Origin of the sequence: Pseudosulfitobacter pseudonitzschiae, from assembly GCF_002222635.1 — a bacterium.
Lineage (GTDB): Bacteria > Pseudomonadota > Alphaproteobacteria > Rhodobacterales > Rhodobacteraceae > Pseudosulfitobacter > Pseudosulfitobacter pseudonitzschiae_A.
In genome coordinates, this window is record NZ_CP022415.1 from 1,284,126 (window position 1) to 1,309,962 (window position 25,837).

Below are 25,837 nucleotides of genomic sequence, written 5' to 3' on the forward strand. Positions count from 1 at the left end.
TGATCCTACGATGACGACGACATCTAGCATGTCTTGGGTCCTCTCAAGTGCGTTTTGGGACATTATGAGCGGGGTCCAAGGCCGTCAACAGTCAAACGGTAGAAAAAAGTGTCGCACAGCGGGTTTTTCGCGACATTTTATTACGCGCCTTCGGAATTTCGCGACACAAGCGCAAATTGGCGCAGGGAATCGCCGTCATATCAACGTCCGGTGCCTTGCAGAACGCCGTGCTCCATCGCATAGCGCGTCAGACCGGCGGTGCTGGAGATGCCCAGTTTGCGCTTGATGTTCTTGCGGTGGGTCTCGACGGTGCGCACCGAAATATCCAGATCGCGCGCCACGTCCTTGTTTGTCATTCCTTGGGCCAGTTGCAGCAAGATTGTCTGCTCGCGCCCCGTCAGTGCCGACCGGATGTCGCCCGGTTTCGGCTCGATCGAGCCTTGTGCGCCGGTACACAGATAGCGTTCGCCGCGCATCACCGCGTCAATGGCGTCTTTGATTTCTTCCGTCGGCACATCCTTGAGCACATAGCCGCGCGCGCCGTGGTCCAGCGCCGAGGCGATGTATTCGGGGCTGTCGTGCATCGACAGGATCAGAACGGCGGTGTCGGGGTTGCGTTCCAGCACCAGTTCGGTGGCGGTCAGGCCGCCGATTTCCGGCATGTTCAGGTCCATCAGGATCACGTCGGGTTTCAGCGCGTCCATCTGGTCGATCACTTCGCGCCCGTTGCCCAACGTGCCAACCACCAACAGGTCGTCATAGCTTTCCAGAATGGACTGGATGCCCTGGGCGACCATCGGGTGATCGTCGACCACCAAAACGCGGATGGGATGGGGCAGTGGAGTATCTTCGGTCATGCTTGCATCTTTTGCGGTTTGGGATCGGTGGAGGTGTCTGTGCCCGATTTCGGATCGGGTGGCAGCAGGTGGGTCAGCGGAACGGTGGCCTCGACAATGGTGCCCGTGCCGGATGTTGCACCTTCGGCTACGCCATTGCCCCGCGATGACAGGATACGCAAGGTGCCATCCAGTTGTTCGACACGCTCTTGCATGTTGCGCAAGCCGATACCGCGCTGGTCGCTGCGGGTTTCACGCCGGATGCCAGAGCCGTTGTCGACAATGCGCAACGTCGCCCCGCGCCGGTGGCCACGCAGATCCACGGTAACATGGGTGGCACCCGAATGGCGTTCGATGTTGGTCAATGCCTCTTGGGCAATGCGATACAGTGCGATCTTGGCGTTCTGGTCCAGCCGGTTGCGGAAAACCACAGTGTTGAATGTGGTTTCGACGCCGGTGCGGGTCTGAAAGTCGGCGGTCAGGGATTTCAGCGCGGGGCCAAGGCCCAGATCGTCCAGCACGGCGGGGCGCAGGTCGCGGCTGATGCGGCGCACTTCCGAAATGGCGGTGGCCAGATTTTCGATGCCGCGGTCCAGCGAGGTTTCTGCCGTGTCCGCCGTACCGGATTTCAGTCGCCGCCGCGCGACATCAAGGGCAAAGCGGACACCCACAAGGATCTGGCTGATGCTGTCGTGCAGTTCCCGCGCCACACGGCCACGTTCTTCTTCCTGCGCGTCGAACACCCGCTGGGTCAGACGCTTGAGCTTGGCATCTGCCAGCCTGCGTTCGCGGATGTTGATCAGCATGCCCGATCCGAACACCAACAACACCGACAGCAATGTGATCGCGGTTATATAAAGAAATGTACGCTGTACCCGCGCTTCCACCTCGGCACGGGCGGCGGCGGTGGTGGCCAGCACGTCGTCGATGAACACGCCTGTGCCCACGGCCCACTGCCAGCTGGGAAAGGAGGTAACATAGGAAATCATTCGCGCGTCCTCTCCTGTTGACGGCTTGGGCCACAGATGTGTCAGATACCCGTCGCCCTGACGCGCGATGCCGATCAGTTCGCTGACAACCGGCGTGCCTTCGGCGTCGGTCTCGTCCATCCAGTTCTGGCCGATCCGGTCGGTCTGGCGCGGGCTGACCAGATTTGTGCCGTCATAGTCATAAACAAAAAAGAAACCCTCGCGGCCATAGATCATCGCGGCAAGGATCTGTTTGACACGTTTCTTGGCCGCGTCGTCATCGGGGGCCGCGCTGCCATAGATAAAGTAGAATCCGTTGCGCGCTTGGGTCACATAGTTGCGCAGTTCGGCCTTTTTTGCCCGGATCAACTGGTTTTCAAGGGCCAGAATTTCACGATCGGCCAGCGCGCGCGCCTGCACCGTCACCAATATGGCAATCACGGCCATCGCCAGAACCAACGGAATCGCCGCGACCAGCGACAGTTTCTGCGCATAGCTGAAGGTGAGACGGGACCAAAGACGCTGCATGGTGATTCGATAAGCCGTTTGAGGCTGAAATCATAGAGGGCAGGGCACCGAACGCGGCCCGCGATGCGCTTTGAACGTCAAAAAAAGACCGCTGGGACAGGTTTTTGACAGGTCAAAAGACTTGGCTACGCAGTACTTGGTATTCCATTTGTTGCGCGGCTGCTTAGTGTGACGTCCACTGAAACGACCACCTGCACCCATAGCCGAGTGGTCGTCATATAAACTTTGGGAGGAGTTCTAATGGACCGTCGTTCATTTCTGAAAACATCCGCGATTGGCGGTACCGCCGCCGCCGCAACCACGCTGGCCGCACCGCTTTACGCGCAAGGCAAGCGTACTTTGACAATGGTGACCTCATGGCCACGCGGTTTTGCCGTGCTGGATGATGCGGCAACCTATTTCAACACTATGGTTGACGAGATGTCCGATGGCACTCTGACCATCGAGAAAAAAGCCCCCGGCGAGCTGGTTGGCGCGTTCGAAGTGTTTGACGCTGTGTCCTCGGGACAGGCCGACATCTATCACGCGGCTGATTATTACTTTATCGGCCAGCACCCCGGTCTGGCCTATTTCACGGCTGTGCCCTTTGGCGGCACCGCCCAAGAGCTGACCAACTGGTATTTGCACGGTGGCGGCCACGAACTGCACAATCAGATCGGTGAAATCTTCAACATGAAGATGTTCCTTGCCGGCAACTCGGGCTCGCAGTCCGGTGGCTGGTTCCGCAAGGAAATCAACTCGGCTGCCGACTTCAACGGGTTGAAATTCCGTATGCCCGGTCTGGGTGGCAAGGTGCTGGGCAAACTGGGCGCCTCGGTTCAGAACATCCCGGGTGGCGAGCTGTATCAGGCATTGTCCTCGGGCGCGCTGGACGGTCTGGAGTGGGTTGGCCCGTTCGCGGACGAACGCGCAGGCTTCCAGGAAGTTGCGAAAATCTACTACACCGCCGGTTTCCACGAGCCGGGCTCGGGTCTGACCGCATCGGTCAATCTGGACGTGTTCAACGAACTGACACCGGCCCAGCAGAAGATCATCGAATATTCCGCGATGGCGACAACGCACACCGGTCTGGCCGAAACACTGGCCAACAACGGTGCGGCGCTGGCACGTTTGCAGCAGCAGGGTGTGAAAACCATGCAGTTCCCCGACGACGTCTGGGACGCATTCGGCGCTGCCTCGAAAGAGGTGATGGACGAGAACATGGACGACACCCTGTTCGCCGACATCCGCAACAGCTTTGAAGAGTCGCTGAGATCTTCGGCCGAATGGCTGCAAAAATCGGACGCCTTCTATGTTGAACAGCGCCAGCGCGTGCTGAACCAAGGCTAAGCGACAGATCAACAGACCAAAGGGGGCCGTGCGACATGCGCGGCCCCCGCACTGCATGTGGCTTGTCGGAACAGGCCAATAGGGCAACTGTGCAAATCCGGCGACACGTCCGGCACGCATACGGGGAGGGGATGAAATGGAAAACGACGTGACCTGCGAGGGATTTTTCCGGGCGGCAGAGGGCGCAAAGCTTGGCTGTCTCGATAAATTTCAGGACAGCGGACTGATACAGTTCATTTTTGGCAACCTGCTTGAGGCGGTCTACAACGTATTTGCGGCCCTGCTGAATCCGGCCATGTGGCTGAACTGGACTGACCCGCAGGCGATGATGCGCTTTATCTACTACGGCGGATCGGTCGAGCTGTTTTTTGTAGCGTTCCTGTTGCTGATCATCATCACAGTCGTTGGTCTCTGGCACCGTGGTTTCATGTGGGGCTGTGTGCGCGTCATCGAAGGGTTCAACAACACGGTGGGCCGCTTCTTTGCATGGGCGGGTCTGTTGATGGTGCTGCAACAGATCGTAATTGTTTTCATGCAGCGTATCTTTACGCGGCCCGATATTTCGATCGGCTTTGGTATTCCGATGCAGTTCGACATCTCGTGGTTTGGCGAAGAACTTAAGCTTTACAATGCTTTGGTGGTCACTCTTTGTGTGGCCTATACCTTTGTTCAGGGCGGGCACGTACGGGTTGACCTGTTTTATGCGGGTGCCAAGTTCCGCACCAAAAAGATCATCGACATGTTTGGCGCGGCCTTTTTCATGATGCCCTTTGCGATCATCACGTGGATGTACGGCTGGTTTTTTCTTTGGCGCCACCTTGTCACGCCGAACCCCTCGGCCTCGGACAATCTGGAGCTGTTGCTGCGCAAGGCACGCATCCTGAAATGGAACGTCGAGACCATCGGCTTTTCGCCCAACGGCTTTAACGGCTACTTCCTGTTCAAAATCCTGCTGATCGGGTTCTGCGCAATGGTGATGTTGCAGGCGGTTGCAACATTCTACCGCAGCTGGTGCGAGATGCGCGAAGGCGAGGAGTCCGAAGGCAAATACATGGACCGCGACAGCCTGGGTGCCGGCGAAGAAGCATATGAGGGCACGCACTGATGTGCGCCCCCATCGCAATACACAATAATGACGGCCGCACACGGCCTGCACGCAAAGATTAGGGACAGAATATCATGTTGTTTGGACTCGATGGCGTCGAGATTGGCCTGATCATCGTCTTTGTCTGCCTGTTTGGCGGCATCCTGTCGGGCTTTCCGGTGGCTTTTGCGATCGGCGGGGCTGGTATCATCTCGTTCGGGATCATTGCCGCGCTGGACAGCGCGGGCCTGCTGATCCATCAGGCGATTGACCAGTCCAGCGCGGCCTACCGCGATCTGGTCAACAGCGGGGTCAAGGCGGATTCAATCAGCATTTTCCGCTATCCCGACTTGCCGCGCATGGCTGAATCGGTGTTCCCCCAAGGTTGGGAAACCGCGATGGACCGCAACGTATCGTTCATCGTGAACCGTATGAATGAACGGGTTCTGGCGGGGCAGTCGATTGAAACGCTGCTGGCGGTGCTGATGTTCGTTCTGATGGGCATTACGCTGGAACGCTCTAAGATCGCCAATGATCTGCTGACGACGATGGCGCGGGTCTTTGGCCCGCTGCCGGGTGGTCTGGCGGTGTCGATCGTGGTTGTGGGTGCGTTTCTGGCCGCGTCCACAGGGATCGTGGGTGCGACCGTGGTGACAATGGGTCTGCTGGCATTGCCGACCATGTTGCGCCATAACTATTCGCCCGAGATTGCCACAGGTGTTATCGCTGCATCGGGTACGTTGGGGCAGATCATCCCGCCGTCAATCGTGATCGTTCTGCTGGGCACGCTGGCGGGCGATCTGTATTCGGCCGCACAAGAGCAACGCGCCCAGCTTGCGGGCTGTACCGACGCGCTGAGCTTTCTGGGCAAGCCTGCGGTTCTGTCCGTGGGTACGTTGTTTCAGGCGGCCTTGCTGCCGGGCATCCTGCTGGCTTTGATGTATGCGCTTTATGCCTTTGTCTATGCGTTGCTGAACCCCGAAAAAGCCCCCGCTGTGCCAATGGGAACGTCCAGCTCCGAGCCGATCACCCGCAGCGAAGGCTTTACGTGGTTCCTGGGCGCGCCGATCCTGATGGTGGTGGGTACGATCCTGCTGGCCAACGTGGGCATTGTCGGATCGCAAAACATGACCGTCTCGTCCTTTTCGGACATCGAACAAGGCGCGTCGCTGCGGACCAATGTTTCAGCGGAGTGCAAAGCGTCGATGATCGACCTGCACGGCCAGTCGAAATGGGATACAGCCGTCGCACAGCAGCAAGAGATTGACGCCGCCGGTGGCCTGCGAGCCTCCGAGCGTCTGACACCCGAAGCGCTGCAAGAGGCCGTCGACGCCAAAGTCGTGAACGCAGCCCCCATCGGCACCGGCACTGCGATCCTGTTGATCCTGACCGGCCTGATCCTGACCACAGCGCGTGGCGTCGCACCGTCGAGGGATAAGCGCCCGCTGGTGGTTGGTGCCATCGGTGCGGTGCTGGTGTTGCTGGTCGACATCCTGCTGATCGGTCCGCGCACCTCGTCCGGGACCTATGTTGCGCTGATGGCGATCCCCTTCACCACAGTGCTTTACGGGTGCTATCACGGGGTGATCAGCTGTTCCAAAAATGAACTGATCCGCGTGGTGTTCCCGCCGCTGGTTCTGATTGTCGCGGTGCTGGGCTCGATTCTTGGCGGTATCACCAACCCGACGCCCGCAGCGGCGCTGGGGGCGGGCGGTGCGATCATGCTGGCGGCCTATCGCAAGCTGACCGACGTCGATCGCAGCCCCAAGGTGATCATCTGGTCGACGCTGGCCATTCTGGTCTGCATCCTTGTCGGTGTGAATTTCGACCTGCGGATCAACACCGACGACGTGTCGTTCGAAAGCTGGGTTGCCTTTATCGTGGCCTATGCGGCCTATCTTTATGCGCTGTTCGGCCTGCTGTTCAGCTGCTGGGTCTTGTACACATCCGGTGTTCTGACGCCCATCGTACGCGAGACGGCCAAAGTAACCTCGATGGTGTTCACCATCCTGATCGGCAGCCAGCTTCTGAACCTTGTGGTCATCAGCTTTGGCGGCGAACACTACATCCAGATGTTCCTCAAGTCCTTTGACAACGAGATCAAGGTGTTCCTTCTGGTGATGCTGGTGCTGTTCGTTCTGGGCTTTGTTCTCGATTTCCTCGAGATCATCTACATCGTCATTCCGATCGTGGGGCCGGTGATCTATGGCGGCACCTTTGATCCGAAATGGGTGACGATCATGATTGCGGTGAACCTGCAGACATCGTTCCTGACGCCGCCCTTCGGCTTTGCGCTGTTTTATTTACGCGGGGTGGCCCCCAAAGAGGTCACCACCGGTCACATCTATCGTGGCATCATCCCCTTTGTGCTGATCCAAGTGCTGGGGCTGGCAATCTTGTGGTTCTTCCCTGCGATTGTGACCATCGTGCCGGATCTGATCCCGAGCTGATCGGGGCCGGATGGAAATGAACAAAGGGCGCGTCCTGCGGGATGTACCCTTTTTCGTGTGTGGGTGGGTGAGGCAAGCGCTGGAGGCTCTGCCTCCAGACCTCCGGGATATTTGTGGCCAAAAGAAGCGGGCTTAGCCGGCTTCCTGATGCAGCAGTGCCAGCAGGTCGGCAGCGGGCATGGGGCGGTGCAGGGGGGCACCTTGTCCGGCCCATTGCGCGCCAAAGCCGTGTTCGCCTGCGGCTTTGGCCGCGGCGTTGAGCGCTTTGCCAGCGTCATAGGCGATGGGGTAGTCCGGGGTTCGTGCCGTGGTTTGTGCCCCCCAAGCGGTAAAGCGGTTGGCAAGGCAGCGGGCGGGACGACCGGATATGGCTTGGGTCATGATCGTGTGCTGTGCCGCGGTGCCGGCCAGCGCTGCGCGGTAGGGCGCGTCGGCGCTGCTTTCTGGGCAGGCGATGAAGGCGGTGCCAAGCTGGGCTGCGATTGCGCCGATGTCCAGGGCCGCGCGGATGCCTGCGCCGTCCATGATTCCGCCCGCCGCGATCACCGGCAGGGGGGAGGTTTCGACCAGCAGGCGGGTGAGGGCGAATGTGCCCAGCATATCGTCGGGGGCCTCGGGATCGAACATGCCGCGGTGGCCGCCAGCCTCGAAGCCTTGGGCCACGATAGCGTCAAGACCGGCATCTGCGATGGCTTGGGCCTCGGCGGGATTGGTGGCGGTGGCAAGCAGGGTGCAACCCGCGTTCTTCAGGGCTGTAATACGCCGCGCGTCGGGCAGGCCAAAGTGAAAGCTGACCACGGGCGGGGCGGTGTCGCACAGCATCTCGAACATGGCGTCATCGTCGGCAAAGCTTTGGTAGATGGTGCGCAGCGCAGCGGGCGGCTTGGCATTATAGGCCGCAAAGAGCGGGCGCAGGGCGTCCAGCCATGCAGCTTCGCGGGCGGGGTCCGGCGTAGGGCGGGCGTGGACAAAAAGATTGACGTTAAAGGCGCGGTCCGTCAGCGCGCGGGTGGCGTCGATCATCGCGCGCGCGCCAGCGGCATCAGTGGCGCCGACACCGATGGAGCCCAAGCCCCCGGCGTTGGAAACGGCCGCAGCAAGGGCGGGGGTCGATACACCCGCCATCGGGGCCTGAATGATCGGGGCGCGTATATTGAGACGTGTCAGGATGTCCGGGGCGTTTTGCTGGTCCATCGGGGTCGCTTTCTTTGTTCAGGGAGCGCAGGCCACAGCGATATGGGTGTACAAGGCCGAGATGTCCTGCGGATGGATCAGCGGGCCGGGCGACTGTCGGGCAGCGAGATATTGGCGACCTGTTCGGCAATCGGGTCCGAGGACAGCGGATGCGTGTCCGGGCTGTAATCCTCGGGGTTTTTCAGCTTGGTCCACTTGCCGCCGACGTAGATTTCAAGCCCCGAAAAGTTGGATTTATAGCCCATCTTCTGACTGCCCGGCACCCAATAGCCCAGATAGACATAAGGCAGGCCTGCCTCGCGGGCGATGGCGATGTGATCGAGGATCAGATAGGTGCCAAGGCTGTGGCGGGGCATGTCAGGAGTGTAGAACGAATAGACCATGCTGAGCCCGTCCGACAAAACGTCTGTCAGACAGGTGCCGATCAGGTCGTTGTCGATGCCGGTGTATTCGATGACGCGGCTGCGCACCGGCGTTTCCTCGATCATCGCGGCGAATTCGAAGACGTCCATATCAGCCATGCCGCCATCGGCATGGCGACTGTCAAGATAGTGGCGGAACAGATCATATTGGGCTTCGGTGGCCCACGGCGATGTGACGCGGCGGCTGATGTCGGCGTTGCGGCGCAGGGTGCGCTTTTGGCTTTTGCTGGGTTTGAAGGCGGCGACATTAATGCGCGCCGAAAGACACGAAGCGCAATCGGTGCAGGACGGACGGTACAGCACATTTTGCGAGCGCCGAAAGCCCTGATGCGACAGGCTGTCGTTCAGTCGCCCTGCGCTCTCACCTTGCAGGGCGGTAAACAGTTTCCGCTCCATCCTGCCCTCCAGATAGGGGCAGGGTTGCGGAGCGGTAACATAGAACTGCGGAGCAAGAGGCAGCGAGTGGCGCATGAAACATCCCGTTGGTTTTTGCAGATGATAGCCGCCCAGAAACGTGTGACAAGAGCCACTTCGATTCAAGGTTTACAACAATCAGCGCAAAGTCCGGCGATTCATTGCTGCCGTGCCAAGGGCGATGTCGGTCAGGCTTTGGCCACGGGCCGACGCGCACATGAAGATCACCGACAGAAGTTGCAGCGGGAAGATCGCCCAGCTGAGGTAATAGCCGACCGTGTGGATCAATGCCTGACCCAGATCCAGACGCGCGCCTGAATCAGTGCGCAGCTCGATCGCTGTCAGCCGCATGCCCAGCGTTGCGCTGCTGTTGGCAATGGTGATCGTGCGATAGGCAAAGTCGATGGTGGCATAGAGAATGGGAAAGAAGAACAACGCGGTAAAGGCGGTGAACGGAACGATGATCACCGCCAGCACCAGCACAAGGATGGTGTCGACGATCCACGCCATGAACCGTTTTGACGTGACATCGCGGTAAAACTTCGGGTCGGTGATCGGATCGGCGGAATAGGTCATACAAGCCTTCTGTGCTTGGGGTGGGGCGGCCCCGCAAGAAGGGCCAGCCGTGGTGTCAGGGGCGCTCAGGCGTCGGCGTCGGATCTGCCGGGCTTGGCGCGTTCGTCCATGAACTGGTCGAACTCTGCCTTGTCCTTGGCGTCGCGCAGACGTTCCAGAAAGGCCTCGAAGTTGGTTTGTTCTTCTTCCAGACGGCGCAGCGTGTCAGCCTTGTAGCTGTCGAACGCCGAGTTTCCGGTAGAGCGCATGGTATTCAACGAACGGGACATGCGGCGGGACGAACAGGATTTGTTGAACATACGTTTGCTCCAGATCATGTAAAACAGGGTTGCAAGGCCGACGGGCCAGAAAAAGACAAAGCCAAGGACCATAAGGGCGATCCATGCGCCTTTGCCGCGATCATCCAGCCAGCCTTCGGCTTTTGCGAACCAACCGGGGTTCGAAGCAGAGGAAGCAGGTGCAGTAACAGTTGTCATTATGTGAACCTTTCATCATCAACGTAAAATCCCGGTTTGATTTGGTGTGTGCCGGAATGTGAATGTCTTTCACATCAATCAATTTGGGTATTCTGGCGGACGACACAAGGGTCTATGTGAACGTTTTTTACATTATCTGAAATACTTATGTAAAATCAGATATTTGTGCGTCACATATTTTGGCAAGTTCGGCCGGATCGGCGGCGAAAACATGGTGCGGCGTGCCCGCTGCGGCCCAGATCACGTCAAAATCCAGCAGGCGTTTGTCGAAAAACGACTGGATCGGTGACAGGTGGCCCACGGGCGATACCCCGCCAATGGCAAAGCCAGTTTGCGCACGGATCAGGGTGGCGTCGGCCTTGCCCAGTTCTTCGCCTGCCAGTGCTGTGGCCTTGGCCGGATCCACGCGGCTGCCGCCTGCGGTGACGAACAAGACCGCACGCCCGCTGGTCTGGCCCTGAAATACGATCGACTTGCCGATCTGGTCCACCGTACAGCCCACAGCGTCGGCTGCGTCCTGCGCGGTGCGGGCAAGGGCGGTTTCGGTGATCTGCGGTGTCAGCCCGGCGGCCTCGAGGGCGGCACGGACGCGTTTCAGGCTTTTGCTCATGGGGGTATAAGTGGCAATTGGGGCGTCAGGGTGCAAGGGCTGAAATCATTGCGTGCCCGCCCCCCATTGACGCGGCGGGTGCAGCGGTCAAAGTGGGGCCATGACCAATCCCCTGATCCCCCTGCGCATACCGCGTGCTTTTGATCCCGACCGTGGCGCCGAGGCGCGCGAGCGGGTGACAGATGTGACACCCGAACAGGCCGACCTGCTGGCGGGTTCAGCTGCGTGCAGCCCCTATCTGGCGGGGCTGATCGAAAAGGAGGCCGGATGGATTTCCGGCGCGTTGCAAGACCCCGAGGTGGCGCTTGCCGATACATTAAAGACTGTGGCCGCATTAGAGCAGGGCGATCTGATGAGCGGTTTGCGGCAGGCCAAGCGGCGGGTGGCGCTGTTGACGGCTCTGGCCGATCTGGGCGGCGTGTGGCCGCTGGAGCAGGTAACCGATGCGTTGACGGCGCTGGCGGATGCGGCTTGCGATACGGCGTTGCGTGCGGGCATTGCCACACAGATCAAGCGTGGCAAGCTGCCGGGTCTGGGGGTGGATGACATCGCAGACGCGGGCGGCATGGTGGTGCTGGCGATGGGCAAGATGGGTGCGGGCGAGCTGAATTATTCCTCGGATATCGACCTGATCTGCCTGTTCGACGAAACGCGGTTTGATCCGCCTGACTATCACGAGGCGCGCGCCGCCTTTGTGCGTGCCACGCGCGCGATGAGCGCGGCGCTGAATGACATCACCGGCGAAGGCTATGTCTTTCGCACCGACCTGCGCCTGCGCCCCGATCCGGCTGTCACCCCTGTGTGCATGTCGATGGAGGCCGCCGAGCGATATTACGAAAGCCTTGGCCGCACATGGGAGCGTGCCGCCTATATCAAGGCGCGGCCGGCAGCGGGCGACATTGCGGCGGGCAACAGGTTTCTGACCATGATGCGGCCTTTCGTGTGGCGCAGGCATCTGGATTTTGCCGCCATTCAGGACGCCCATGACATGCGTCTGGCGATCAGGGAACACAAGGGGTTGGGCGGGCCGATCACGCTGCCCGACCACAACATGAAGCTGGGGCGCGGCGGTATTCGCGAGATCGAGTTTTTCACCCAGACCCGCCAGTTGATCGCAGGCGGGCGCGACGCCGATCTGCGGGTGCGTGGTACGGTGTCGGGGCTGGAGGTTCTGGCGCAAAAAGGCTGGATTCCTGCCGAAGTCGCAGAGCGCCTGACCGACCATTACCGTGCCCACCGCACGGTCGAACACCGTTTGCAGATGGTGCGCGACGCCCAGACGCACCGGCTGCCCGCCACCGACAAGGGCTTTGCCCGTCTGGCGGCGATGATGGACACCGATGTTGACAGCCTGCAAGCCGACCTGCGCACCCGCCTTGAGGCCGTGCATGAAGACACCGAAGGGTTTTTCGCGCCCTCTGCACCGCCCGAGACCCAAGGCACCGTGCCTGATATTGATCTGTCGATCACCAACCGCTGGCCCACTTACCCTGCCTTGCGCAATGCGCGGGGCGCGGCGGTGTTTGAAAGAATTCGGCCCGTTTTCCTAGAAAAACTATCGCGGGCGGCACGGCCCGACGAGGCGCTGCGCGCGCTGGACGGGTTTCTGGCGGGTTTGCCTGCTGGCGTGCAGCTGTTTTCGCTGTTCGAGGCGAACCCGCAACTGGTTGATCTGCTGATCGACATCGTTGGAACATCCCCTGCGCTGGCCCGTCACCTCAGCCAGAATGCGGGTGTCTTTGATGCGGTGATTGGCGGCGCGTTCTTCGAGGCATGGCCACAGACAGACGACTGGCAGCGCGATCTGGAAAGCGCGCTGCAAGATGAGGCGGATTACGAATCCAAGCTGGATATCGTGCGCCGCTGGGCCAAGGAATGGCATTTTCGCATCGGTGTGCATCTGCTGCGCGGGGTGATTACGCCGCAGGTTGCGGCCATGCATTATTCCGATTTGGCGCGTATCTGCGTGCGCGCGCTCTGGCCGGTGGTGGTAGACGAATTTTCCCGCCGCTTTGGCCCGCCGCCGGGACGGGGCGCGGCAGTGTTGGGGATGGGGTCGCTGGGGGCCGGAACGCTAAGCGCCACGTCGGATCTGGACATGATCGTGATCTATGACCCGCTGGATGCTGATGCCTCGGATGGTCCCAAATCGCTGGCCACGCGGCCCTATTACGCGCGGCTGACGCAGGCGTTGATCACCGCGATCACCACCAGCACGGCGCAGGGCAAGCTGTACGAGGTCGACATGCGCCTGCGTCCCTCTGGCAATCAGGGGCCTGTGGCCACCAGTTGGGCCAGCTTTCAGGAATACCAGAAAAAAGAGGCGTGGACGTGGGAACATCTGGCGCTGACCCGCGCCACCGCGATTGCAGGTCCGCCCGATCTGATCGCCGATATCGAGGATTTCCGACAGAGCCTTTTAGCGCTGCCGCGCGACACTGCCGACACCCTGCGGGACGTGGCGGACATGCGCGCGCGGATCGCTGCGGCCAAGCAGCCCGGCGGCCCGTGGGACACCAAGCTGGGACAGGGCCGGATGCAGGACATCGAACTGGCGGCCCAGGCGGGCGGCTTGCTGTCGCACCGTCTGGCGCGCAGCGTGACCAGCGGGGTTGCCGGTGGCGTGGCGTGTGGCCTGTGGGATCGGGCCGCTGCCGACACGTTGCTGCGCGCCTACCGGTTGTGCTTTGACATGCAAATCGCTGTGCGCCTGCTGACGCAGGCGCCGCTGGACACAGACGCGCTGGGGCAGGGCGGGGTCACGTTTTTGCTGCGCATCACCGACCAACCCGACCTTGCCACGCTCGCGCGTGCACTCAAGGATACAACCGCCGCCGCTGCCGCCGTGATAGACGCGGCCCTGATAGAAGCGAAAGAGCCATGACGCAAAAGGGTGACCACAACGACCCCAAGGGACTGATACTTGAGGCCTTTCGCATCGACGGAATCACAGCCTCGGAATGTCGCAGCATCTTTCTGGATTGGGCGCTGAGCCTGCCGGTGGATGCCGATACGCGCATCGCATTGCAGGCGCTGCTTATCCAATATGACAACAGGCCGGATCACCCCATGACGCTGGTGATGACCGAAGGGCTGGCGGCAATGGACAAACCGCGCCGCCGTGGCGGCTGGCGCAGCAGGGCGCGGGACTAGAGCGCAGCACAGTGCAACGCGGTGTTGCCCTTGCACAGCCTTGAAGGGGCCGCTACATTTTTGCCACAATTCAGCGGCGCGGTTGGCGATTCCTGACCCAATCCCCGAAAAGGTATTTGTTAAATGTTAGCTTTGTTTTTTCTTCCTGCCGTACTGGCCTTGGGTTTTTTCATCGCGGACGGAAATGACGACAGCGGCGATGCTGCGGAAGACGTCCCCGAACCCTCTCCTGAACGCGATCTTGACCTGCTTGAAGAAAGTGAAACCAGCGGCGGCGTCTTTGAAGGGACGCAAAACGCCGAATTGATGGTTGGCACCGATGCGGGCAGCACCATATCCGGTTTTGACGGCGACGACATCATCAAGGCAAACGGCGGCGACGACACGATCGACGCAGGACAGGGCGACGACACAGTTGAAGCCAGTGACGGAAACGATAGCGTCACAGGTGGGAAAGGCGACGACAGCGTTTCGCTGGGGGAGGGCGACGATAAATACGGCGAGAACGTCTGGACCTTGGAAGACCAACTGCCGATGGCGGGCGACGATACCGTTAGCGGCGGTGCCGGTGCGGACACGCTTGTAGACTCGCAGGGTTCGAACGTTTTGCACGGTGGCACAGGACGTGATTTTATTGATGCGCGCGACTACGGTGAAAATCCGGGCAATGACACGGTCGACGGTGGATGGGGTAGCGATACGCTGTTGATCGACGACGGCGACACAGCCACGGGTGGCAACGGTGCCGACTACTTTGACCTTTGGGTGAAAGAAGACCGGATCGGAGAGGCCGTGACCATCACGGACTTTGACCCTGACGAGGATGCCCTGACCATTTTCATCGGTCGCTCTGCCGAAGAGGATTCACCCGATATCACGCTGACGCATGATGACACCACCAATATCGCCACCGTCCTGTTCAACGAAATCCCCGTGGCGACAGTGCTGGACATCAACGACACTGCCTTTTCTAAAATGAACGTGGTGTTGATCGGCTAGACACCCGTCGGCGCGCGCCTTGGCTGCGGGTAATATGCCCCATCCGAAACAATCCCTGTCGCCATTAACAATTCACGACAATTCTTCATTAAAGACGCATTCTCGCCCGATTTGCAGGGCAATCATATCTCGAAGGCACACAGGTCGAGCATAGAAACGTGCCACCGGAGACAGATATGAAACTGATGAGACTGATCACTTTGCTAGGGCTGGGCGCTATGGTGTCTGCCTGCGCGAACATCGAAACCGCAACACGCAACGCACCGTTCGAGGCCGCACCGGCCTTTGCGGCCGCGCCGGTTGACACAGTGCCGCTGGTTTCGGCTGATCCCCCGGCGGCGCAGCCACAAGGGATGACGCCTGCCATGCACATCACCGCAATCAACGTGCATGTGCCACAGTCGCTGAAAGTCTCCGAGGCGAACCGTTATTACCCCTCTGGCGATATCGTGTGGCGCGAGGATCCCATCGGGGACCGTCATGCGCAGGTCAAAGCCATCTTCGAGACAGCCTTGCAACGCGGCGCCGCCACGATGGGCAGTGGCCATCCCGTTGTGCTGGACATCACCGTGTCGCGCTTTCATGCGCTGACCGAAAAAGCCCGCTATACCGTGGGCGGCGTCCATTCGATCGCCTTTGACATGCAATTGCGCGACGCCGCCACCGGTGCGCTGATCGGCGCGCCGCATCACGTCAAAGCCGACCTCAAGGCCTTTGGCGGTCAACAGGCGATCAACGCCGAATCCCGTGGCCAGACCCAAAAGGTGCGCATCACCGCCCACCTTGCCGAAGTGCTGCGTCAGGAAATGACCCGCGTCGAGGGCTTCGAGAACCCGAAACTGGGTTTCATGCAGGTCGTCAACAAACTCTGATCTTCCAATTCACCGCAATATCCATGTATGAGGGCGCTATGACAGCGCCCTCATTGCATTCCGATGCCCCCGCCGACCGTCCATCCGACCGTCCAGTGGTCCGCCTTTTGCCCAAAGCCAACGCCCGTGCCATCCGGCACGGCTTTCCTTGGGTTTACGCCAACGAACTGGTCACCGACCGCCGCACCCGTGGTCTGACCCCCGGCACCATTGCCGAACTGGTGGACGAGAACCGCACGCCGATGGGCGTGGTCACCGTCAACCCCGATAGCAAGATCATCGCGCGGATGCTGGACAGCGATCCTGCCGCACAGATCAACCGCGAATGGCTGGTCAAACATCTGGCCCGCGCCCAGATCCTGCGCGCGCAACTGTTCGATGAACCCTATTACCGCCTGATCCACGCCGAAGCCGACGGGCTGCCCGGTGTGATCATCGACCGGTTCGGGGATACATGCGTGATCCAGCCCAACGCCGCATGGGCGGAGATGATGATTGCCGACCTGACCGCCGCCGTGGCCGAAGTCACGGGCTGCACCAACATCCTGAAAAACGCCGGTGGCCGAACCCGCAGCCTTGAGGGGTTGAATGACCTTAACGAGGTGCTGTTGGGCACCCAGCCTGACGCCGCCGTGGCGGTGCCGATGAACGGCGCAACCTATATGGCCGACCTGACAACGGGCCAGAAAACCGGTCTGTTCTATGACCAACGGCCCAACCACGCCTTTACCAAACGTTTGTCCAAGGGCGCGCGGGTGCTGGATGTGTTCAGCCACGTCGGCGGCTTTGGCCTTGCGGCTTTGGCTGGTGGAGCAGAGCATGTGCTGGCGGTTGACGGGTCTGCCCCTGCGCTGGAACTGGCACGCGCCGGTACCGACGCGATGGGTGTTGCTGCCAAATTTGACACCCGTCAGGGGGACGCGTTCGAAGTGCTGGCCGATCTTGAAGGACAGGTTGACCCGTTCGAAGTGGTCGTGTGCGATCCGCCCGCCTTTGCCCCGTCCCGCAAGGCGCTGGATCCCGGTTTGCGTGCCTATGAACGCGTGGCGCGTCTGGCGGCTCCGCTGGTGGCCGAGAACGGTATTTTGGTGTTGTGCTCGTGTTCGCATGCGGCCGACCTGACACAATTCCGTTCTGCCTGTGTGCGTGGTATCGGGCGGGCAGGGCGCCATGCGTCGCTGATCCACACCGGTTTTGCCGGACCGGACCACCCCTTGCTGCCTGCGCTGGCCGAAAGCGGCTATCTCAAGGCGTTGTTTTTCCGACTTTAAACGGCGAAGGACCCCGGTGAAAATCCTGATCGACGCCTGTGTGCTTTATCCCACCGTGATGCGGGAAATGGTGCTGGGCGTCGCATCTGCGGGCGTGTTCGAACCGCAATGGTCGCCGCGTCTGCTAGAGGAATGGGCGCGCGCGGCTGCACGGCTTGGGCCAGAGGGCGAGGCGCAGGCGCGTGGCGAGATAGCGGTGTTGCAGGCCAAATGGCCCCGCGCCAGTGTCACCCCGCCAGCGGGATTGCTACAACGTCTTTGGCTGCCCGACGCCAATGACATTCACGTTCTGGGGGCTGCGATTGCCGGATCATCCGATGTGATCATGACCCTGAACGCCAAGGATTTTCCGCGCAATATTCTGGCCGAAGAGGGGTTGGGCCGGATCGATCCCGACGGCTATTTGCATCAGGTCTGGCAGAACCGGCCCGAAGTTGTACAGGATGTGGCCAAATATGTACTGGATCAGGCGCGGGCCATGTCCGGCACCGACTGGACCATGCGCGCGCTGATGAAAAAGGCGCGACTGCCACGGATCGGCAAGGCGCTCGGCTAATCGCGCGCCCATTTGGCGTCCAGCGTGCGCAGGGTCGCGATCCGCTCGGCGGTTTTGGGGTGACTCATCAACCATGCGGGTGCTGCGCCCGAATTGCTTTGCGTCAATGCCTCCAGCTTTTCGAACAGGCTGATTTGCGGGGCGATGCCGATGCCCGCCTTGGTCAGCAGGGCGGCAGCATAGGCGTCGGCCTCGTATTCATCCACCCGCGACAGGCGTGCGGCCAGCAGGCTGGTCAGCCCGTTGGCGATCAGTACGCCAATGCCGGGCAGGAACCGTGACAGCACCATCGCCATTGCCGTGCGCAGCGCGTTCTGCCCTGAAAAGTCGATCATCCTGCGGCGTGAATGTCCCAGTGCCACATGCCCCAACTCGTGCGCAATGACCGAGGCCAGTTCGTCCGCCGACACCTTGCCCTCTCGGAACGCATTGTAGAATCCGCGTGTGATAAAAATGCGCCCGTCGGGGGCCGCCAGCCCGTTGATCGGGGCGACTTCGTAGATGTGGACCCGAATGCGCGGCAGATCCAGCGCTGCGGCCATCCGGTTGCACAGCGTGCGCAGCATCGGGTCGGCCAGTTCGGTCGATTTCCGGTCCAGCTCGCCTTTTAGCCGCCAGATCGAAAACCGGTACATCACAAGGGCGTACAGAACCGCCAGCAGGATCGGGGTAAACTTTAACATCTTCTAGATATGGGGCGGACAGGGGCCAAGGGCAATGTTCACGTATCCCATTTGACCGGCATTTTGACAGGGCCGCGAAAGGCCCAGCCGGTGAACGGTACATCGCCCGCCAGACGCAGGTTTTTCAGATGTGTAAATGCCAGCGGCAGCGCCACTTCGGTGATCAGGCAGCGCGACGCGGCGGCCCCTGCGCAGAAATGCGGACCCGCGCCAAAGCTGATCGCGGGCTGGGTGTTGCGGGTGATGTCGAAATTGTCAGGCACGGTAAAATGCGCTTCGTCCCGATTGGCCGAGCCGTACATCAAAAATACGCGGTCCTCCGGTTCAAAGGTGACGCCCAGCACGGTGTCGGCCCGCGCCACACGACGGGGCGACATGCCGATGGGCGAAATCCAGCGGGCGTATTCGGCAAAGGCATCGGCCCATGTGGCACGCCCGTCCTCGATCATTGCCAGTTGCGAGGGGTGTTTCAACAGTGCCCAGACGGTGCCCGCAATCGCATCGCGCGGCTCGTTCTGGCCACCCGAGATGATCAGTTTGATATTGGCGCGCACGCTGTCATCGGGCAGGCCTGCGTCGGTCATGACGTGCAGCGCCGAACGGGCAGGCGGGTCTTGTCTCGCATCGCTGATGTGATCGTCAATGAACCGCGTAGCCCGTTTGCAGCGGTTCTCGGTGCCTTTGTCGCCCGCGTAATTGGCGCAGCCGTCGATCATTGCCTGACTGACGCTGTCCATCTCGGCATCGGTCATCGCCTCGAGCCCCGTGATCGCCTTGAGCGCTGAGGCCGCGACCGGCATGGCGAAATCGGTCACCAGATTGCACGACCCGCGCGGGATCAACCGTTTGATGTGATGGCGCGCGGCGGCGTGAAAGATCGGCTTCCAATGCTCCTGCACGGTGCGCGGGCTGAGGGCGGGAAACAGCGCCTTGCGCTCGACCATATGGGCCTCGCCGTCCTTGCGCATCATGTTTTCGCCCATCAGGCGCGTCATCAATCCGTCGGGTTGGCGCGAAGAAAACACATCGGTCCGCTTTTCTTGGGTGTGTACGTCGTCGCGGCGGGTGATCAGCGTGGCGCCCAGTTCGGGCACGTATGTGACGGGCGTTCTGGCACGCATCCTTGCCAGCACCGGATAGGGATCGGCGGCGAAGTCGGCCAGATTGATATGGGTCACAGGTGCGTCTGACATTGCGGCACGGTACGGTGTGCCGCGATCTTCGCCAAGAGAAATTATACGCTGGTCCATGACTTGCGAAAACCGGCGCAAAGGGACCGGAAAGGTAGTGCCAACTGGGGGCGGCCGCAGCCAATGAGCTGCGCCGTTAGCGCGTCAGCGCCTTCATCCCGCGCGACAATCCCTCCAGCGTCATCGGCACCATCGCGTCGGGGCCCATGATGTCGCGGATCATCTTGATCGACTGGGTATAGTCCCAGTATTTTTCGGGGATGGGATTGATCCAAAGGGTGCTGGCCCATTGATCACGCACGCGCTGCAACCAGACCTGACCGCTTTCGGGGTTCCAATGTTCATTGGCCCCGCCAGGATAGGCAATTTCATAAGGCGACATCGACGCATCGCCCACAAAGATACACTTGTAATCCGGCCCGTAGGTGCGCAGGATTTCATGCGTGGGCGTCTGCGCGTCCCAGCGGCGGCGGTTGTCGCGCCATACGCCTTCGTACAGGCAGTTGTGGAAGTAGAAATGTTCCATGTGCTTGAATTCGGATTTGGCGGCCGAAAACAGTTCTTCCATGACTTTGACGTGTGGGTCCATCGACCCGCCGATGTCCAGAAACAACAGCACTTTGACGGCATTGCGCCGCTCGGGGCGGGTCTTGACGTCGAGGTATCCGTGTTCGGCGGTGGCGCGGATGGTGCCGCTCAGGTCCAGTTCTTCCTGCGCGCCGTCACGCGCCCAGCGGCGCAGACGTTTCAGCGCCACCTTGATGTTGCGCGTGCCCAACTCGACAGTGTCGTCCAGATTGCGAAACTCGCGCTTGTCCCAAACCTTGACCGCGCGCTGGTGGCGCGATTTGTCCTGACCGATGCGCACGCCTTCGGGGTTGTAGCCGTAGGCCCCGAACGGCGAGGTGCCCGCCGTGCCGACCCATTTCGAGCCGCCCTGATGGCGTTCCTTTTGCTCTTCGAGCCGCTTCTTCAGCGTCTCCATCAGCTTGTCGAACCCGCCCGCGGCCTCGATCTCGGCCTTTTCCTCGTCGCTCAGGTGCTTTTCGGCCAGCTTTTCCAGCCAGTCGGCAGGGATGTCCACCGCTTCCAGCACCTGTTCGACACTGATCTGGTCGAGCCCGTCAAAGGTTGCGGCAAAGGCGCGGTCGAATTTGTCGATGTTGCGCTCGTCCTTCACCATCGACACGCGGGCAAGGTAATAGAACGCCTCGACGTCATATGTCGCAAGGCCTGCTTTCATGCCTTCGAGAAAGGCAAGGAATTCGCGCAGTGACACCGGCACGCCGGCCTTGCGCAACTGTTCGAAGAACCGCAGAAACATCAGACGGCGGCCCGGTCGATCAACACTGTGACAATCAGTCCGGCCATGGCAAAGGCGATGCCGTATCCGGCGGCATATTGCGCGATGTCCAGACGGTTGCCCTTGCGGCGGCGTGCGGTTTGCCCGCCGATGATGGCTCCGATCAGAGCCGCTGCGATCACGATCATATCTTGTACCCGTTTATCAGTTGAGCGGGTTCAGTGACGCAATCTCGCGTTCTTTGGCCCGCACAGCCCAGTCTGGTCCAAAGCCGTATCGCGCCCACCCAAGGCTGTCCACCCTGACGGTACGTGCTTCGGCGCTCTGACCGGTCAGAGCCAGTGCTTCGGCGCGCAGCATTAGCAGGGTCGACAGCAGGGCCGCGTTCTCGTGGCTGGTGGCCAGAGCCAGTTGCGGTTCGATCAGGCGCAGCGCGTGGTCGCCGTCACCTTGGGTGATGGCATAGGCGGCCAGTTGCGTGGCCACATAGGCGCGGTGCAGCTCCGCCCCCGGAGTTGCGGCATAAAACCGGTCGGCCTGTGCGAAATGCAACTGCGCGGCGTCGGGATCGGTGGCCATCAGCAACCGCCCGTTGGCATAGTGCGCAAAGGCGCGGCGGTGGTCGGTCCAGCCCATCTGTTTTGCGATGTTCAGGGCGTCCGCCGCAGCTGTTCGGCGCTGGTTTGGTGTGGCACCGGGGCCAAGCGCGCTTTGCACCGCATCGGACCAGGCCCGCGGCGTGCGCGAGACCGGCTGGATCGGGCGACCCTGACCGTCGGGATTGATCCGTGCCAGCACCTGCGGCAAACGCGCGGCCACTTGGGCGCGCGACATGCCCGATTGCAGGTCCGGCGCATAGTAGGCGCGCAGGATCATCATATCAAAGCCGGTCAGAACCGTATGCACGTTGTCATCGTTGAACACCGAGTCGGGCAAACGGTAGAGATCGTTCAGCGGTCCGATCGCTTGTGCCAGCTCTTCGTGCAGGCAATCGCGCGCCTCTTGGGGGCTGGCGTCATTGGGCAGGAAGATCGCCAGACGTTCACGGGTTTGCAGCGACGTCCAACTGGTACGTGGCGAACGGCGCAAAGCGCGGTATTCATCCAGAGACGTCACATTCGGCACCACAAAACAGGCCGCATCGGGCAGCGTGTTGCGGATCTGTTGGCGTGACACCGCCTGAATTGTGATGTTGGCCTGCGGGCTGGTGGTGCGGGTGATGTCGATCTGCGCCTCTGTGCGCAGGCGTCCGATCAGCCGGTTCAGATCGGAGCCCAGCGACAGGGGTGGCGCACCGATGATCCGCACCGATATGGGCCCCTCAAAGCGGGTAAAGACAGGCAACGCACGGCCCGATTCCAGCTCGAAGCTGAGTTCGAGGAAATCCTGCGCCAGATCGGCATTCGATTTCGCCGTCTGAACCGGATGCGGCGTTGCAAAGGTTTTCATCGCGGGCAGCGGCGCGGCACCTGCAATGGCACGCGTGGCGGTGTCATTGTGCGTCACGGGCATACAGGCATTCAGCAACAGCGCGAAAGGCAGCAGTATTTTGCGCATCAGCCTCTCGAGTATTTGATAAAGGGGGTTTTGGTCCCGATCCGGTCATACAGTTGGCGGGCGTTGTGGTTAAAATCCTGGGTCATCCAGTAGACCGATGGTGCACCTTGGGCGTCGGCTGCGGCATAGACGGCCTCGATCAACGCGCGGCCCACACCTGTGCCGCGCTGGTCGGGATGGGCGAACAGGTCTTGCAGATAGCAGGTGTCTTCGATCTTCCAGCCGTGACGGTGAAACAGATAGTGGGTCAGGCCCACCAGCTTGCCATCCAGTTCAGCCACCAGACAATTGTAATCGCGCGGATCATCGCCCAGCAGACGGGCGAAATATGTCTCGTAAACCTCGGGGGTGACTGAGGTTTCGTAAAATTCCAGATAGCTGGTCCACAACGCGGCCCAAGGGGCGCGATCAGAGGCCAAAAGAGGGCGCACAACAAGCGCGGTTTTGTCTGCCATGGATCAGCCTGCCTGATAATATTGCGGTTCGTGGGTCTAGTTGCCCCGTAACCCGACCTTGGTAGGGAGCTATTAAGGCAAATTCGTGACAACCTTGCCAGAAGCGCAACAGCGGTGCAATGCGGGGAAACGAAAATGACAGCAATCTGCTGTGCGGCGCTGTGGTTCGCCACAGGATGGCGGAGTCAGAGGCAATCGTGCTGACAATCGGAGATTCGATGAAATTATAGGCACTTGTCACGCGCGCCGTCGCGGCGCGCGTGACGTGGTGCGGGCCTAGCGGTGTTGGCCGCGTGCCATAAACGCCAGACGTTCAAACAAATGCACATCCTGTTCGTTTTTCAACAATGCGCCGTGCAGTTTGGGCAGGGCGGATTTACCGTCGGATTTCAGGTCTTCGGCGCTCATATCCTCGGCCAGCAGCAGCTTGAGCCAGTCCAGCACTTCTGATGTCGACGGCTTTTTCTTCAGACCGGCCTGTTCGCGGATCTCGAAAAATTGCGTCAGCGCCGTGGTCAGCAACTGGTCCTTGATGCCGGGGTGGTGAACTTCGACGATGGTGCGCAGCGTGTCCATGTCGGGAAACCGGATATAGTGGAAGAAGCACCGGCGCAGGAACGCGTCGGGCAATTCCTTTTCGTTGTTCGAGGTGATGATAACGATGGGGCGGTTTTCGGCGCGAATGGTTTCGCCGGTTTCGTAGACAAAAAACTCCATCTTATCAATTTCTTGCAGAAGATCGTTGGGAAATTCGATGTCGGCCTTGTCGATCTCGTCGATCAGCAGAACCACCTTTTCCTTGGCCTCGAAGGCCTCCCACAGCTTGCCCTTGCGGATATAGTTTGAAACGTCATGCACCTTTTCCTCGCCCAGCTGGCTGTCGCGCAGACGGCTGACCGCGTCATATTCGTACAGACCCTGCTGCGCGCGCGTGGTCGATTTGATGTTCCATTCGATCAACCGCAGCCCCAGCGCATTGGCCACTTGCTTGGCCAGTTCGGTTTTGCCAGTGCCCGGCTCGCCCTTGACCAGAAGGGGGCGTTCCAATGTGACAGCAGCGTTGACCGCAATTGTCAGGTCGTCGGTTGCCACATAGCTCTTGGTGCCGGTGAACTTCATCTGGAGTATCCTTATTTCGAAACGCTGTTTCGCAGCAATTTGCCCCAGCCATGCCGCATTGTGTAGTGACATTCAACCGCGCCTGTATTAGACGCTGCGGCAGGGGGCCAATGCGTCGCGTAAAATGGTAGAATTTCACATGAACAGTGTCGGCCAAGTTGAGGGGAAATCTATGAAACAGGAAATGTTTCTGCCACAGGATTATCAACCGGCAGAAGACGAGCCATTCATGAACGACCGGCAGGTCGAATACTTCCGGCGCAAGCTGCTGAACTGGAAAACAGAGCTGCAAGCCGGCAGCCGCGACACCATCGAGGGGCTTCAGGACGGCACGCGCAACATCCCCGATGTTGCCGATCGCGCCTCGGAAGAAACCGACCGCGCGCTGGAACTGCGCACCCGTGATCGCCAGCGCAAACTGGTCAGCAAAATCGATGCCGCCCTGCGCCGCATCGACGAAGGTGAATACGGCTATTGTTCGGTCACCGGCGAGCCGATTTCGCTGAAACGTCTGGACGCACGCCCCATCGCCACAATGAGCCTTGAGGCGCAAGAACGCCACGAACGCCGCGAGAAAGTACACCGCGACGACTGATGTCACATCTTGAAAACGCATCCGTCGCCGTGATTGGCGGCGGCATCGGAGGGCTGGCGGCTGCGCTGGCCTTTTCGCGTTTCGGGGCGGCTGTGACGGTCTATGAGCAGGCCGAAGCGCTGACCGAAGTGGGGGCTGGCCTTCAGATCACGCCCAATGGTTGTCGGGTTCTGGCCGCGCTTGGCCTGTCCGACCAGTTGGACGGGTTCAGCCTGCGTGCAGAGGCGGTGCAACCGCGCGATGCGCTGACAGGGCGGGCGATTGCGCGTTTTGATCTAATAGCGCAAACCCCACCTTACCGGTTTTTCCACCGCGCCGCACTGGTTGATCTGTTGGCGACGGCTTGTGCGGAATCCGGTATTGTCTTTCGCCTTGGCACCCCTGTTGGCACGGTCGCTCTGGATGGCACCGTCACCACGGCAGACCGCTGCCACACCCACGATCTGGTGGCGGGCGCCGACGGGCTGCACTCGGTTGCGCGCCCCGTGCTGAACGGGCAAAGCGCGCCGTTTTTCACTGGACAGGTGGCGTGGCGTGGCCTGATCACGGCACCAGATACGCCTTGCGTCGCCAATATCTGGATGGCGCCGGGCAAACACGTGGTGACCTATCCGTTAAAAGACGGCCTGCTGAACGTGGTCGCGGTACAGGAACGCAGCCATTGGGCCGCCGAAGGCTGGCACCACGAGGACGACCCCGCGCACCTGCAAGCGGCCTTTGCCGACACAGGGGCCGATCTGCGACACCTGATCGCACAGGTTGAGGCGCCCAAACTCTGGGGGCTGTTCCGCCATCCGGTTGCTGCCCACTGGTACAAGGACCGTCTGGCCCTGCTGGGCGATGCCGCACACCCGACGCTGCCGTTCCTGGCGCAGGGGGCCAATCTGGCGCTGGAAGACGCATGGACACTGGCCGCCACCTGCGCCGCGGCACCACTGGAACAGGCCTTGCCGCACTACCAGAGCTTGCGCGCCCTGCGCGTCACCCGCGCCATCGATGCCGCCAATGCAAATGCCCGCAACTACCACCTTGGCGGGCTGCAACGCCGTGTTGCCCATGCGGGCCTGCGCACATTGGGCGCAATTGCCCCGAATGCTTTTCTCAACCGTCTAGGCTGGCTTTACGATCACGACGTGACCGCCTGACACTTCTTTTGGCTCTAAATATCTCGGGGGAATTGGCCGCAGGCCAAGGGGG

The 25,837-nt window shown here is 60.7% G+C and carries 25 protein-coding genes; 11 read left to right on the forward strand and 14 right to left on the reverse strand.

The window, feature by feature from the left end; all coding sequences use genetic code 11:
• Positions 1-200: 200 nt before the first annotated feature.
• Both SULPSESMR1_RS06165 and SULPSESMR1_RS06170 read right to left on the reverse strand, forming a co-directional pair.
• Positions 201-857, reverse strand: a complete 657-nt coding sequence (locus SULPSESMR1_RS06165) for a response regulator transcription factor (protein WP_089420025.1) — start codon at positions 855-857, stop codon at positions 201-203.
• The gene (locus SULPSESMR1_RS06170) at positions 854-2,332 is read right to left on the reverse strand and encodes a cache domain-containing protein (RefSeq protein ID WP_089420026.1); all 1,479 of its coding nucleotides are present in this window, start codon (positions 2,330-2,332) and stop codon (positions 854-856) included. Before SULPSESMR1_RS06170 ends, SULPSESMR1_RS06165 begins: the two co-directional genes overlap by 4 nt.
• Positions 2,333-2,572: 240 nt before the next feature.
• Here SULPSESMR1_RS06170 and SULPSESMR1_RS06175 point away from each other — a divergent pair, with 240 nt between their 5' ends.
• The 3 genes from SULPSESMR1_RS06175 to SULPSESMR1_RS06185 all read left to right on the forward strand — a co-directional run bounded on the left by SULPSESMR1_RS06175 (position 2,573) and on the right by SULPSESMR1_RS06185 (position 7,195).
• Positions 2,573-3,661 carry a TRAP transporter substrate-binding protein gene (locus tag SULPSESMR1_RS06175; protein WP_089420027.1) on the forward strand — a complete coding sequence of 363 codons (1,089 nt, stop codon included), beginning with the start codon at positions 2,573-2,575 and terminating at the stop codon, positions 3,659-3,661.
• A 136-nt stretch (positions 3,662-3,797) separates the two neighbouring features.
• Positions 3,798-4,766 (forward strand): TRAP transporter small permease subunit, encoded by a 969-nt coding sequence (locus SULPSESMR1_RS06180; RefSeq protein ID WP_089420028.1) that lies wholly within the window; start codon positions 3,798-3,800, stop codon positions 4,764-4,766.
• Positions 4,767-4,840: 74 nt separating this feature from the next.
• On the forward strand, positions 4,841-7,195 hold the full coding sequence (locus SULPSESMR1_RS06185) for a TRAP transporter large permease (RefSeq protein WP_089420029.1): 2,355 nt from the start codon (positions 4,841-4,843) through the stop codon (positions 7,193-7,195).
• Positions 7,196-7,327: 132 nt separating this feature from the next.
• On the opposite strand, the gene SULPSESMR1_RS06190 is transcribed toward SULPSESMR1_RS06185, so the two are convergent.
• The 5 genes from SULPSESMR1_RS06190 to SULPSESMR1_RS06210 all read right to left on the reverse strand — a co-directional run bounded on the left by SULPSESMR1_RS06190 (position 7,328) and on the right by SULPSESMR1_RS06210 (position 10,887).
• The gene (locus tag SULPSESMR1_RS06190; RefSeq protein ID WP_089420030.1) at positions 7,328-8,389 is read right to left on the reverse strand and encodes an NAD(P)H-dependent flavin oxidoreductase; all 1,062 of its coding nucleotides are present in this window, start codon (positions 8,387-8,389) and stop codon (positions 7,328-7,330) included.
• Positions 8,390-8,466: 77 nt separating this feature from the next.
• Positions 8,467-9,282, reverse strand: coding sequence for an arginyltransferase (locus SULPSESMR1_RS06195; protein WP_089420031.1), 816 nt, complete (start codon positions 9,280-9,282; stop codon positions 8,467-8,469).
• An 81-nt stretch (positions 9,283-9,363) separates the two neighbouring features.
• Complete coding sequence (locus SULPSESMR1_RS06200; protein ID WP_089420032.1) at positions 9,364-9,801, reverse strand: RDD family protein; 438 nt, start codon at positions 9,799-9,801, stop codon at positions 9,364-9,366.
• Between the two features lie 65 nt (positions 9,802-9,866).
• Positions 9,867-10,277 carry a DUF2852 domain-containing protein gene (locus SULPSESMR1_RS06205; protein WP_089420033.1) on the reverse strand — a complete coding sequence of 137 codons (411 nt, stop codon included), beginning with the start codon at positions 10,275-10,277 and terminating at the stop codon, positions 9,867-9,869.
• Positions 10,278-10,422: 145 nt separating this feature from the next.
• Positions 10,423-10,887, reverse strand: a complete 465-nt coding sequence (locus SULPSESMR1_RS06210) for a YbaK/EbsC family protein (RefSeq protein ID WP_089420034.1) — start codon at positions 10,885-10,887, stop codon at positions 10,423-10,425.
• A gap of 100 nt (positions 10,888-10,987) precedes the next feature.
• On the opposite strand from SULPSESMR1_RS06210, the gene SULPSESMR1_RS06215 reads away from it, so the two are divergent.
• The 6 genes from SULPSESMR1_RS06215 to SULPSESMR1_RS06240 all read left to right on the forward strand — a co-directional run bounded on the left by SULPSESMR1_RS06215 (position 10,988) and on the right by SULPSESMR1_RS06240 (position 17,738).
• Positions 10,988-13,771 carry a glutamine-synthetase adenylyltransferase gene (locus SULPSESMR1_RS06215; protein ID WP_089420035.1) on the forward strand — a complete coding sequence of 928 codons (2,784 nt, stop codon included), beginning with the start codon at positions 10,988-10,990 and terminating at the stop codon, positions 13,769-13,771.
• Positions 13,768-14,040 (forward strand): hypothetical protein, encoded by a 273-nt coding sequence (locus SULPSESMR1_RS06220; RefSeq protein WP_089420036.1) that lies wholly within the window; start codon positions 13,768-13,770, stop codon positions 14,038-14,040. Before SULPSESMR1_RS06215 ends, SULPSESMR1_RS06220 begins: the two co-directional genes overlap by 4 nt.
• 123 nt (positions 14,041-14,163) lie before the next feature.
• A complete protein-coding gene (locus SULPSESMR1_RS06225; protein WP_089420037.1) occupies positions 14,164-15,039 on the forward strand; it encodes a calcium-binding protein in 876 nt (291 codons plus the stop codon).
• 176 nt (positions 15,040-15,215) lie between these two features.
• Complete coding sequence (locus SULPSESMR1_RS06230; protein WP_089420038.1) at positions 15,216-15,911, forward strand: DUF6778 family protein; 696 nt, start codon at positions 15,216-15,218, stop codon at positions 15,909-15,911.
• Positions 15,912-15,949: 38 nt separating this feature from the next.
• Entirely contained in the window at positions 15,950-17,182 is a 1,233-nt protein-coding gene (locus SULPSESMR1_RS06235) for an RSP_2647 family RNA methyltransferase (protein ID WP_089420039.1), read from the forward strand.
• A 16-nt stretch (positions 17,183-17,198) separates the two neighbouring features.
• Positions 17,199-17,738 (forward strand): RSP_2648 family PIN domain-containing protein, encoded by a 540-nt coding sequence (locus SULPSESMR1_RS06240; RefSeq protein ID WP_089420040.1) that lies wholly within the window; start codon positions 17,199-17,201, stop codon positions 17,736-17,738.
• Here SULPSESMR1_RS06240 and SULPSESMR1_RS06245 read toward each other — a convergent pair.
• From SULPSESMR1_RS06245 to SULPSESMR1_RS06275, 7 genes are all read right to left on the reverse strand, one after another.
• Complete coding sequence (locus tag SULPSESMR1_RS06245; RefSeq protein ID WP_089420041.1) at positions 17,735-18,421, reverse strand: M48 family metalloprotease; 687 nt, start codon at positions 18,419-18,421, stop codon at positions 17,735-17,737. The genes SULPSESMR1_RS06240 and SULPSESMR1_RS06245 overlap by 4 nt on opposite strands.
• Before the next feature lie 38 nt (positions 18,422-18,459).
• On the reverse strand, positions 18,460-19,671 hold the full coding sequence (locus SULPSESMR1_RS06250; RefSeq protein WP_240311226.1) for a cytochrome P450: 1,212 nt from the start codon (positions 19,669-19,671) through the stop codon (positions 18,460-18,462).
• 76 nt (positions 19,672-19,747) lie between these two features.
• Positions 19,748-20,935 (reverse strand): vWA domain-containing protein, encoded by a 1,188-nt coding sequence (locus tag SULPSESMR1_RS06255; protein ID WP_089420043.1) that lies wholly within the window; start codon positions 20,933-20,935, stop codon positions 19,748-19,750.
• The gene (locus tag SULPSESMR1_RS06260) at positions 20,935-21,102 is read right to left on the reverse strand and encodes an apolipoprotein acyltransferase (protein ID WP_089420044.1); all 168 of its coding nucleotides are present in this window, start codon (positions 21,100-21,102) and stop codon (positions 20,935-20,937) included. The genes SULPSESMR1_RS06255 and SULPSESMR1_RS06260 overlap by 1 nt, the downstream gene beginning before the upstream one ends.
• A 16-nt stretch (positions 21,103-21,118) precedes the next feature.
• The gene (locus tag SULPSESMR1_RS06265) at positions 21,119-22,471 is read right to left on the reverse strand and encodes a DUF2927 domain-containing protein (RefSeq protein ID WP_089420045.1); all 1,353 of its coding nucleotides are present in this window, start codon (positions 22,469-22,471) and stop codon (positions 21,119-21,121) included.
• Positions 22,471-22,926, reverse strand: a complete 456-nt coding sequence (locus SULPSESMR1_RS06270) for a GNAT family N-acetyltransferase (protein ID WP_089420046.1) — start codon at positions 22,924-22,926, stop codon at positions 22,471-22,473. Before SULPSESMR1_RS06270 ends, SULPSESMR1_RS06265 begins: the two co-directional genes overlap by 1 nt.
• 276 nt (positions 22,927-23,202) lie before the next feature.
• Positions 23,203-24,045, reverse strand: coding sequence for an AAA family ATPase (locus tag SULPSESMR1_RS06275; RefSeq protein ID WP_089420047.1), 843 nt, complete (start codon positions 24,043-24,045; stop codon positions 23,203-23,205).
• Positions 24,046-24,217: 172 nt separating this feature from the next.
• Between SULPSESMR1_RS06275 and dksA the strand changes: the two genes are divergently transcribed.
• Together dksA and SULPSESMR1_RS06285 are read left to right on the forward strand one after the other, a co-directional pair.
• The gene (gene dksA, locus SULPSESMR1_RS06280; RefSeq protein WP_089420048.1) at positions 24,218-24,640 is read left to right on the forward strand and encodes an RNA polymerase-binding protein DksA; all 423 of its coding nucleotides are present in this window, start codon (positions 24,218-24,220) and stop codon (positions 24,638-24,640) included.
• Positions 24,640-25,785: an FAD-dependent monooxygenase gene (locus SULPSESMR1_RS06285; RefSeq protein WP_089420049.1), complete on the forward strand. Its 1,146-nt coding sequence runs from the start codon at positions 24,640-24,642 to the stop codon at positions 25,783-25,785. The genes dksA and SULPSESMR1_RS06285 overlap by 1 nt, the downstream gene beginning before the upstream one ends.
• The last annotated feature ends 52 nt before the right edge of the window (positions 25,786-25,837 follow it).

What these genes read in the sequence shown, in the direction of transcription:
- SULPSESMR1_RS06170 (WP_089420026.1), bottom strand. Translation starts at nt 2,332, where the DNA reads ATGCAGCGTCTTTGGTCCCGTCTCACCTTCAGCTATGCGCAGAAACTG.
- SULPSESMR1_RS06215 (WP_089420035.1), top strand. Translation starts at nt 10,988, where the DNA reads ATGACCAATCCCCTGATCCCCCTGCGCATACCGCGTGCTTTTGATCCC.
- SULPSESMR1_RS06235 (WP_089420039.1), top strand. Translation starts at nt 15,950, where the DNA reads ATGACAGCGCCCTCATTGCATTCCGATGCCCCCGCCGACCGTCCATCC.
- SULPSESMR1_RS06250 (WP_240311226.1), bottom strand. Translation starts at nt 19,671, where the DNA reads ATGGACCAGCGTATAATTTCTCTTGGCGAAGATCGCGGCACACCGTAC.
- SULPSESMR1_RS06265 (WP_089420045.1), bottom strand. Translation starts at nt 22,471, where the DNA reads ATGCGCAAAATACTGCTGCCTTTCGCGCTGTTGCTGAATGCCTGTATG.
- SULPSESMR1_RS06190 (WP_089420030.1), bottom strand. Translation starts at nt 8,389, where the DNA reads ATGGACCAGCAAAACGCCCCGGACATCCTGACACGTCTCAATATACGC.
- SULPSESMR1_RS06175 (WP_089420027.1), top strand. Translation starts at nt 2,573, where the DNA reads ATGGACCGTCGTTCATTTCTGAAAACATCCGCGATTGGCGGTACCGCC.
- SULPSESMR1_RS06245 (WP_089420041.1), bottom strand. Translation starts at nt 18,421, where the DNA reads ATGTTAAAGTTTACCCCGATCCTGCTGGCGGTTCTGTACGCCCTTGTG.
- SULPSESMR1_RS06285 (WP_089420049.1), top strand. Translation starts at nt 24,640, where the DNA reads ATGTCACATCTTGAAAACGCATCCGTCGCCGTGATTGGCGGCGGCATC.
- SULPSESMR1_RS06220 (WP_089420036.1), top strand. Translation starts at nt 13,768, where the DNA reads ATGACGCAAAAGGGTGACCACAACGACCCCAAGGGACTGATACTTGAG.
- SULPSESMR1_RS06225 (WP_089420037.1), top strand. Translation starts at nt 14,164, where the DNA reads ATGTTAGCTTTGTTTTTTCTTCCTGCCGTACTGGCCTTGGGTTTTTTC.
- SULPSESMR1_RS06270 (WP_089420046.1), bottom strand. Translation starts at nt 22,926, where the DNA reads ATGGCAGACAAAACCGCGCTTGTTGTGCGCCCTCTTTTGGCCTCTGAT.
- SULPSESMR1_RS06255 (WP_089420043.1), bottom strand. Translation starts at nt 20,935, where the DNA reads ATGTTTCTGCGGTTCTTCGAACAGTTGCGCAAGGCCGGCGTGCCGGTG.
- SULPSESMR1_RS06200 (WP_089420032.1), bottom strand. Translation starts at nt 9,801, where the DNA reads ATGACCTATTCCGCCGATCCGATCACCGACCCGAAGTTTTACCGCGAT.
- SULPSESMR1_RS06275 (WP_089420047.1), bottom strand. Translation starts at nt 24,045, where the DNA reads ATGAAGTTCACCGGCACCAAGAGCTATGTGGCAACCGACGACCTGACA.
- dksA (WP_089420048.1), top strand. Translation starts at nt 24,218, where the DNA reads ATGAAACAGGAAATGTTTCTGCCACAGGATTATCAACCGGCAGAAGAC.
- SULPSESMR1_RS06205 (WP_089420033.1), bottom strand. Translation starts at nt 10,277, where the DNA reads ATGACAACTGTTACTGCACCTGCTTCCTCTGCTTCGAACCCCGGTTGG.
- SULPSESMR1_RS06210 (WP_089420034.1), bottom strand. Translation starts at nt 10,887, where the DNA reads ATGAGCAAAAGCCTGAAACGCGTCCGTGCCGCCCTCGAGGCCGCCGGG.
- SULPSESMR1_RS06185 (WP_089420029.1), top strand. Translation starts at nt 4,841, where the DNA reads ATGTTGTTTGGACTCGATGGCGTCGAGATTGGCCTGATCATCGTCTTT.
- SULPSESMR1_RS06230 (WP_089420038.1), top strand. Translation starts at nt 15,216, where the DNA reads ATGAAACTGATGAGACTGATCACTTTGCTAGGGCTGGGCGCTATGGTG.
- SULPSESMR1_RS06195 (WP_089420031.1), bottom strand. Translation starts at nt 9,282, where the DNA reads ATGCGCCACTCGCTGCCTCTTGCTCCGCAGTTCTATGTTACCGCTCCG.
- SULPSESMR1_RS06260 (WP_089420044.1), bottom strand. Translation starts at nt 21,102, where the DNA reads ATGATCGTGATCGCAGCGGCTCTGATCGGAGCCATCATCGGCGGGCAA.
- SULPSESMR1_RS06180 (WP_089420028.1), top strand. Translation starts at nt 3,798, where the DNA reads ATGGAAAACGACGTGACCTGCGAGGGATTTTTCCGGGCGGCAGAGGGC.
- SULPSESMR1_RS06165 (WP_089420025.1), bottom strand. Translation starts at nt 857, where the DNA reads ATGACCGAAGATACTCCACTGCCCCATCCCATCCGCGTTTTGGTGGTC.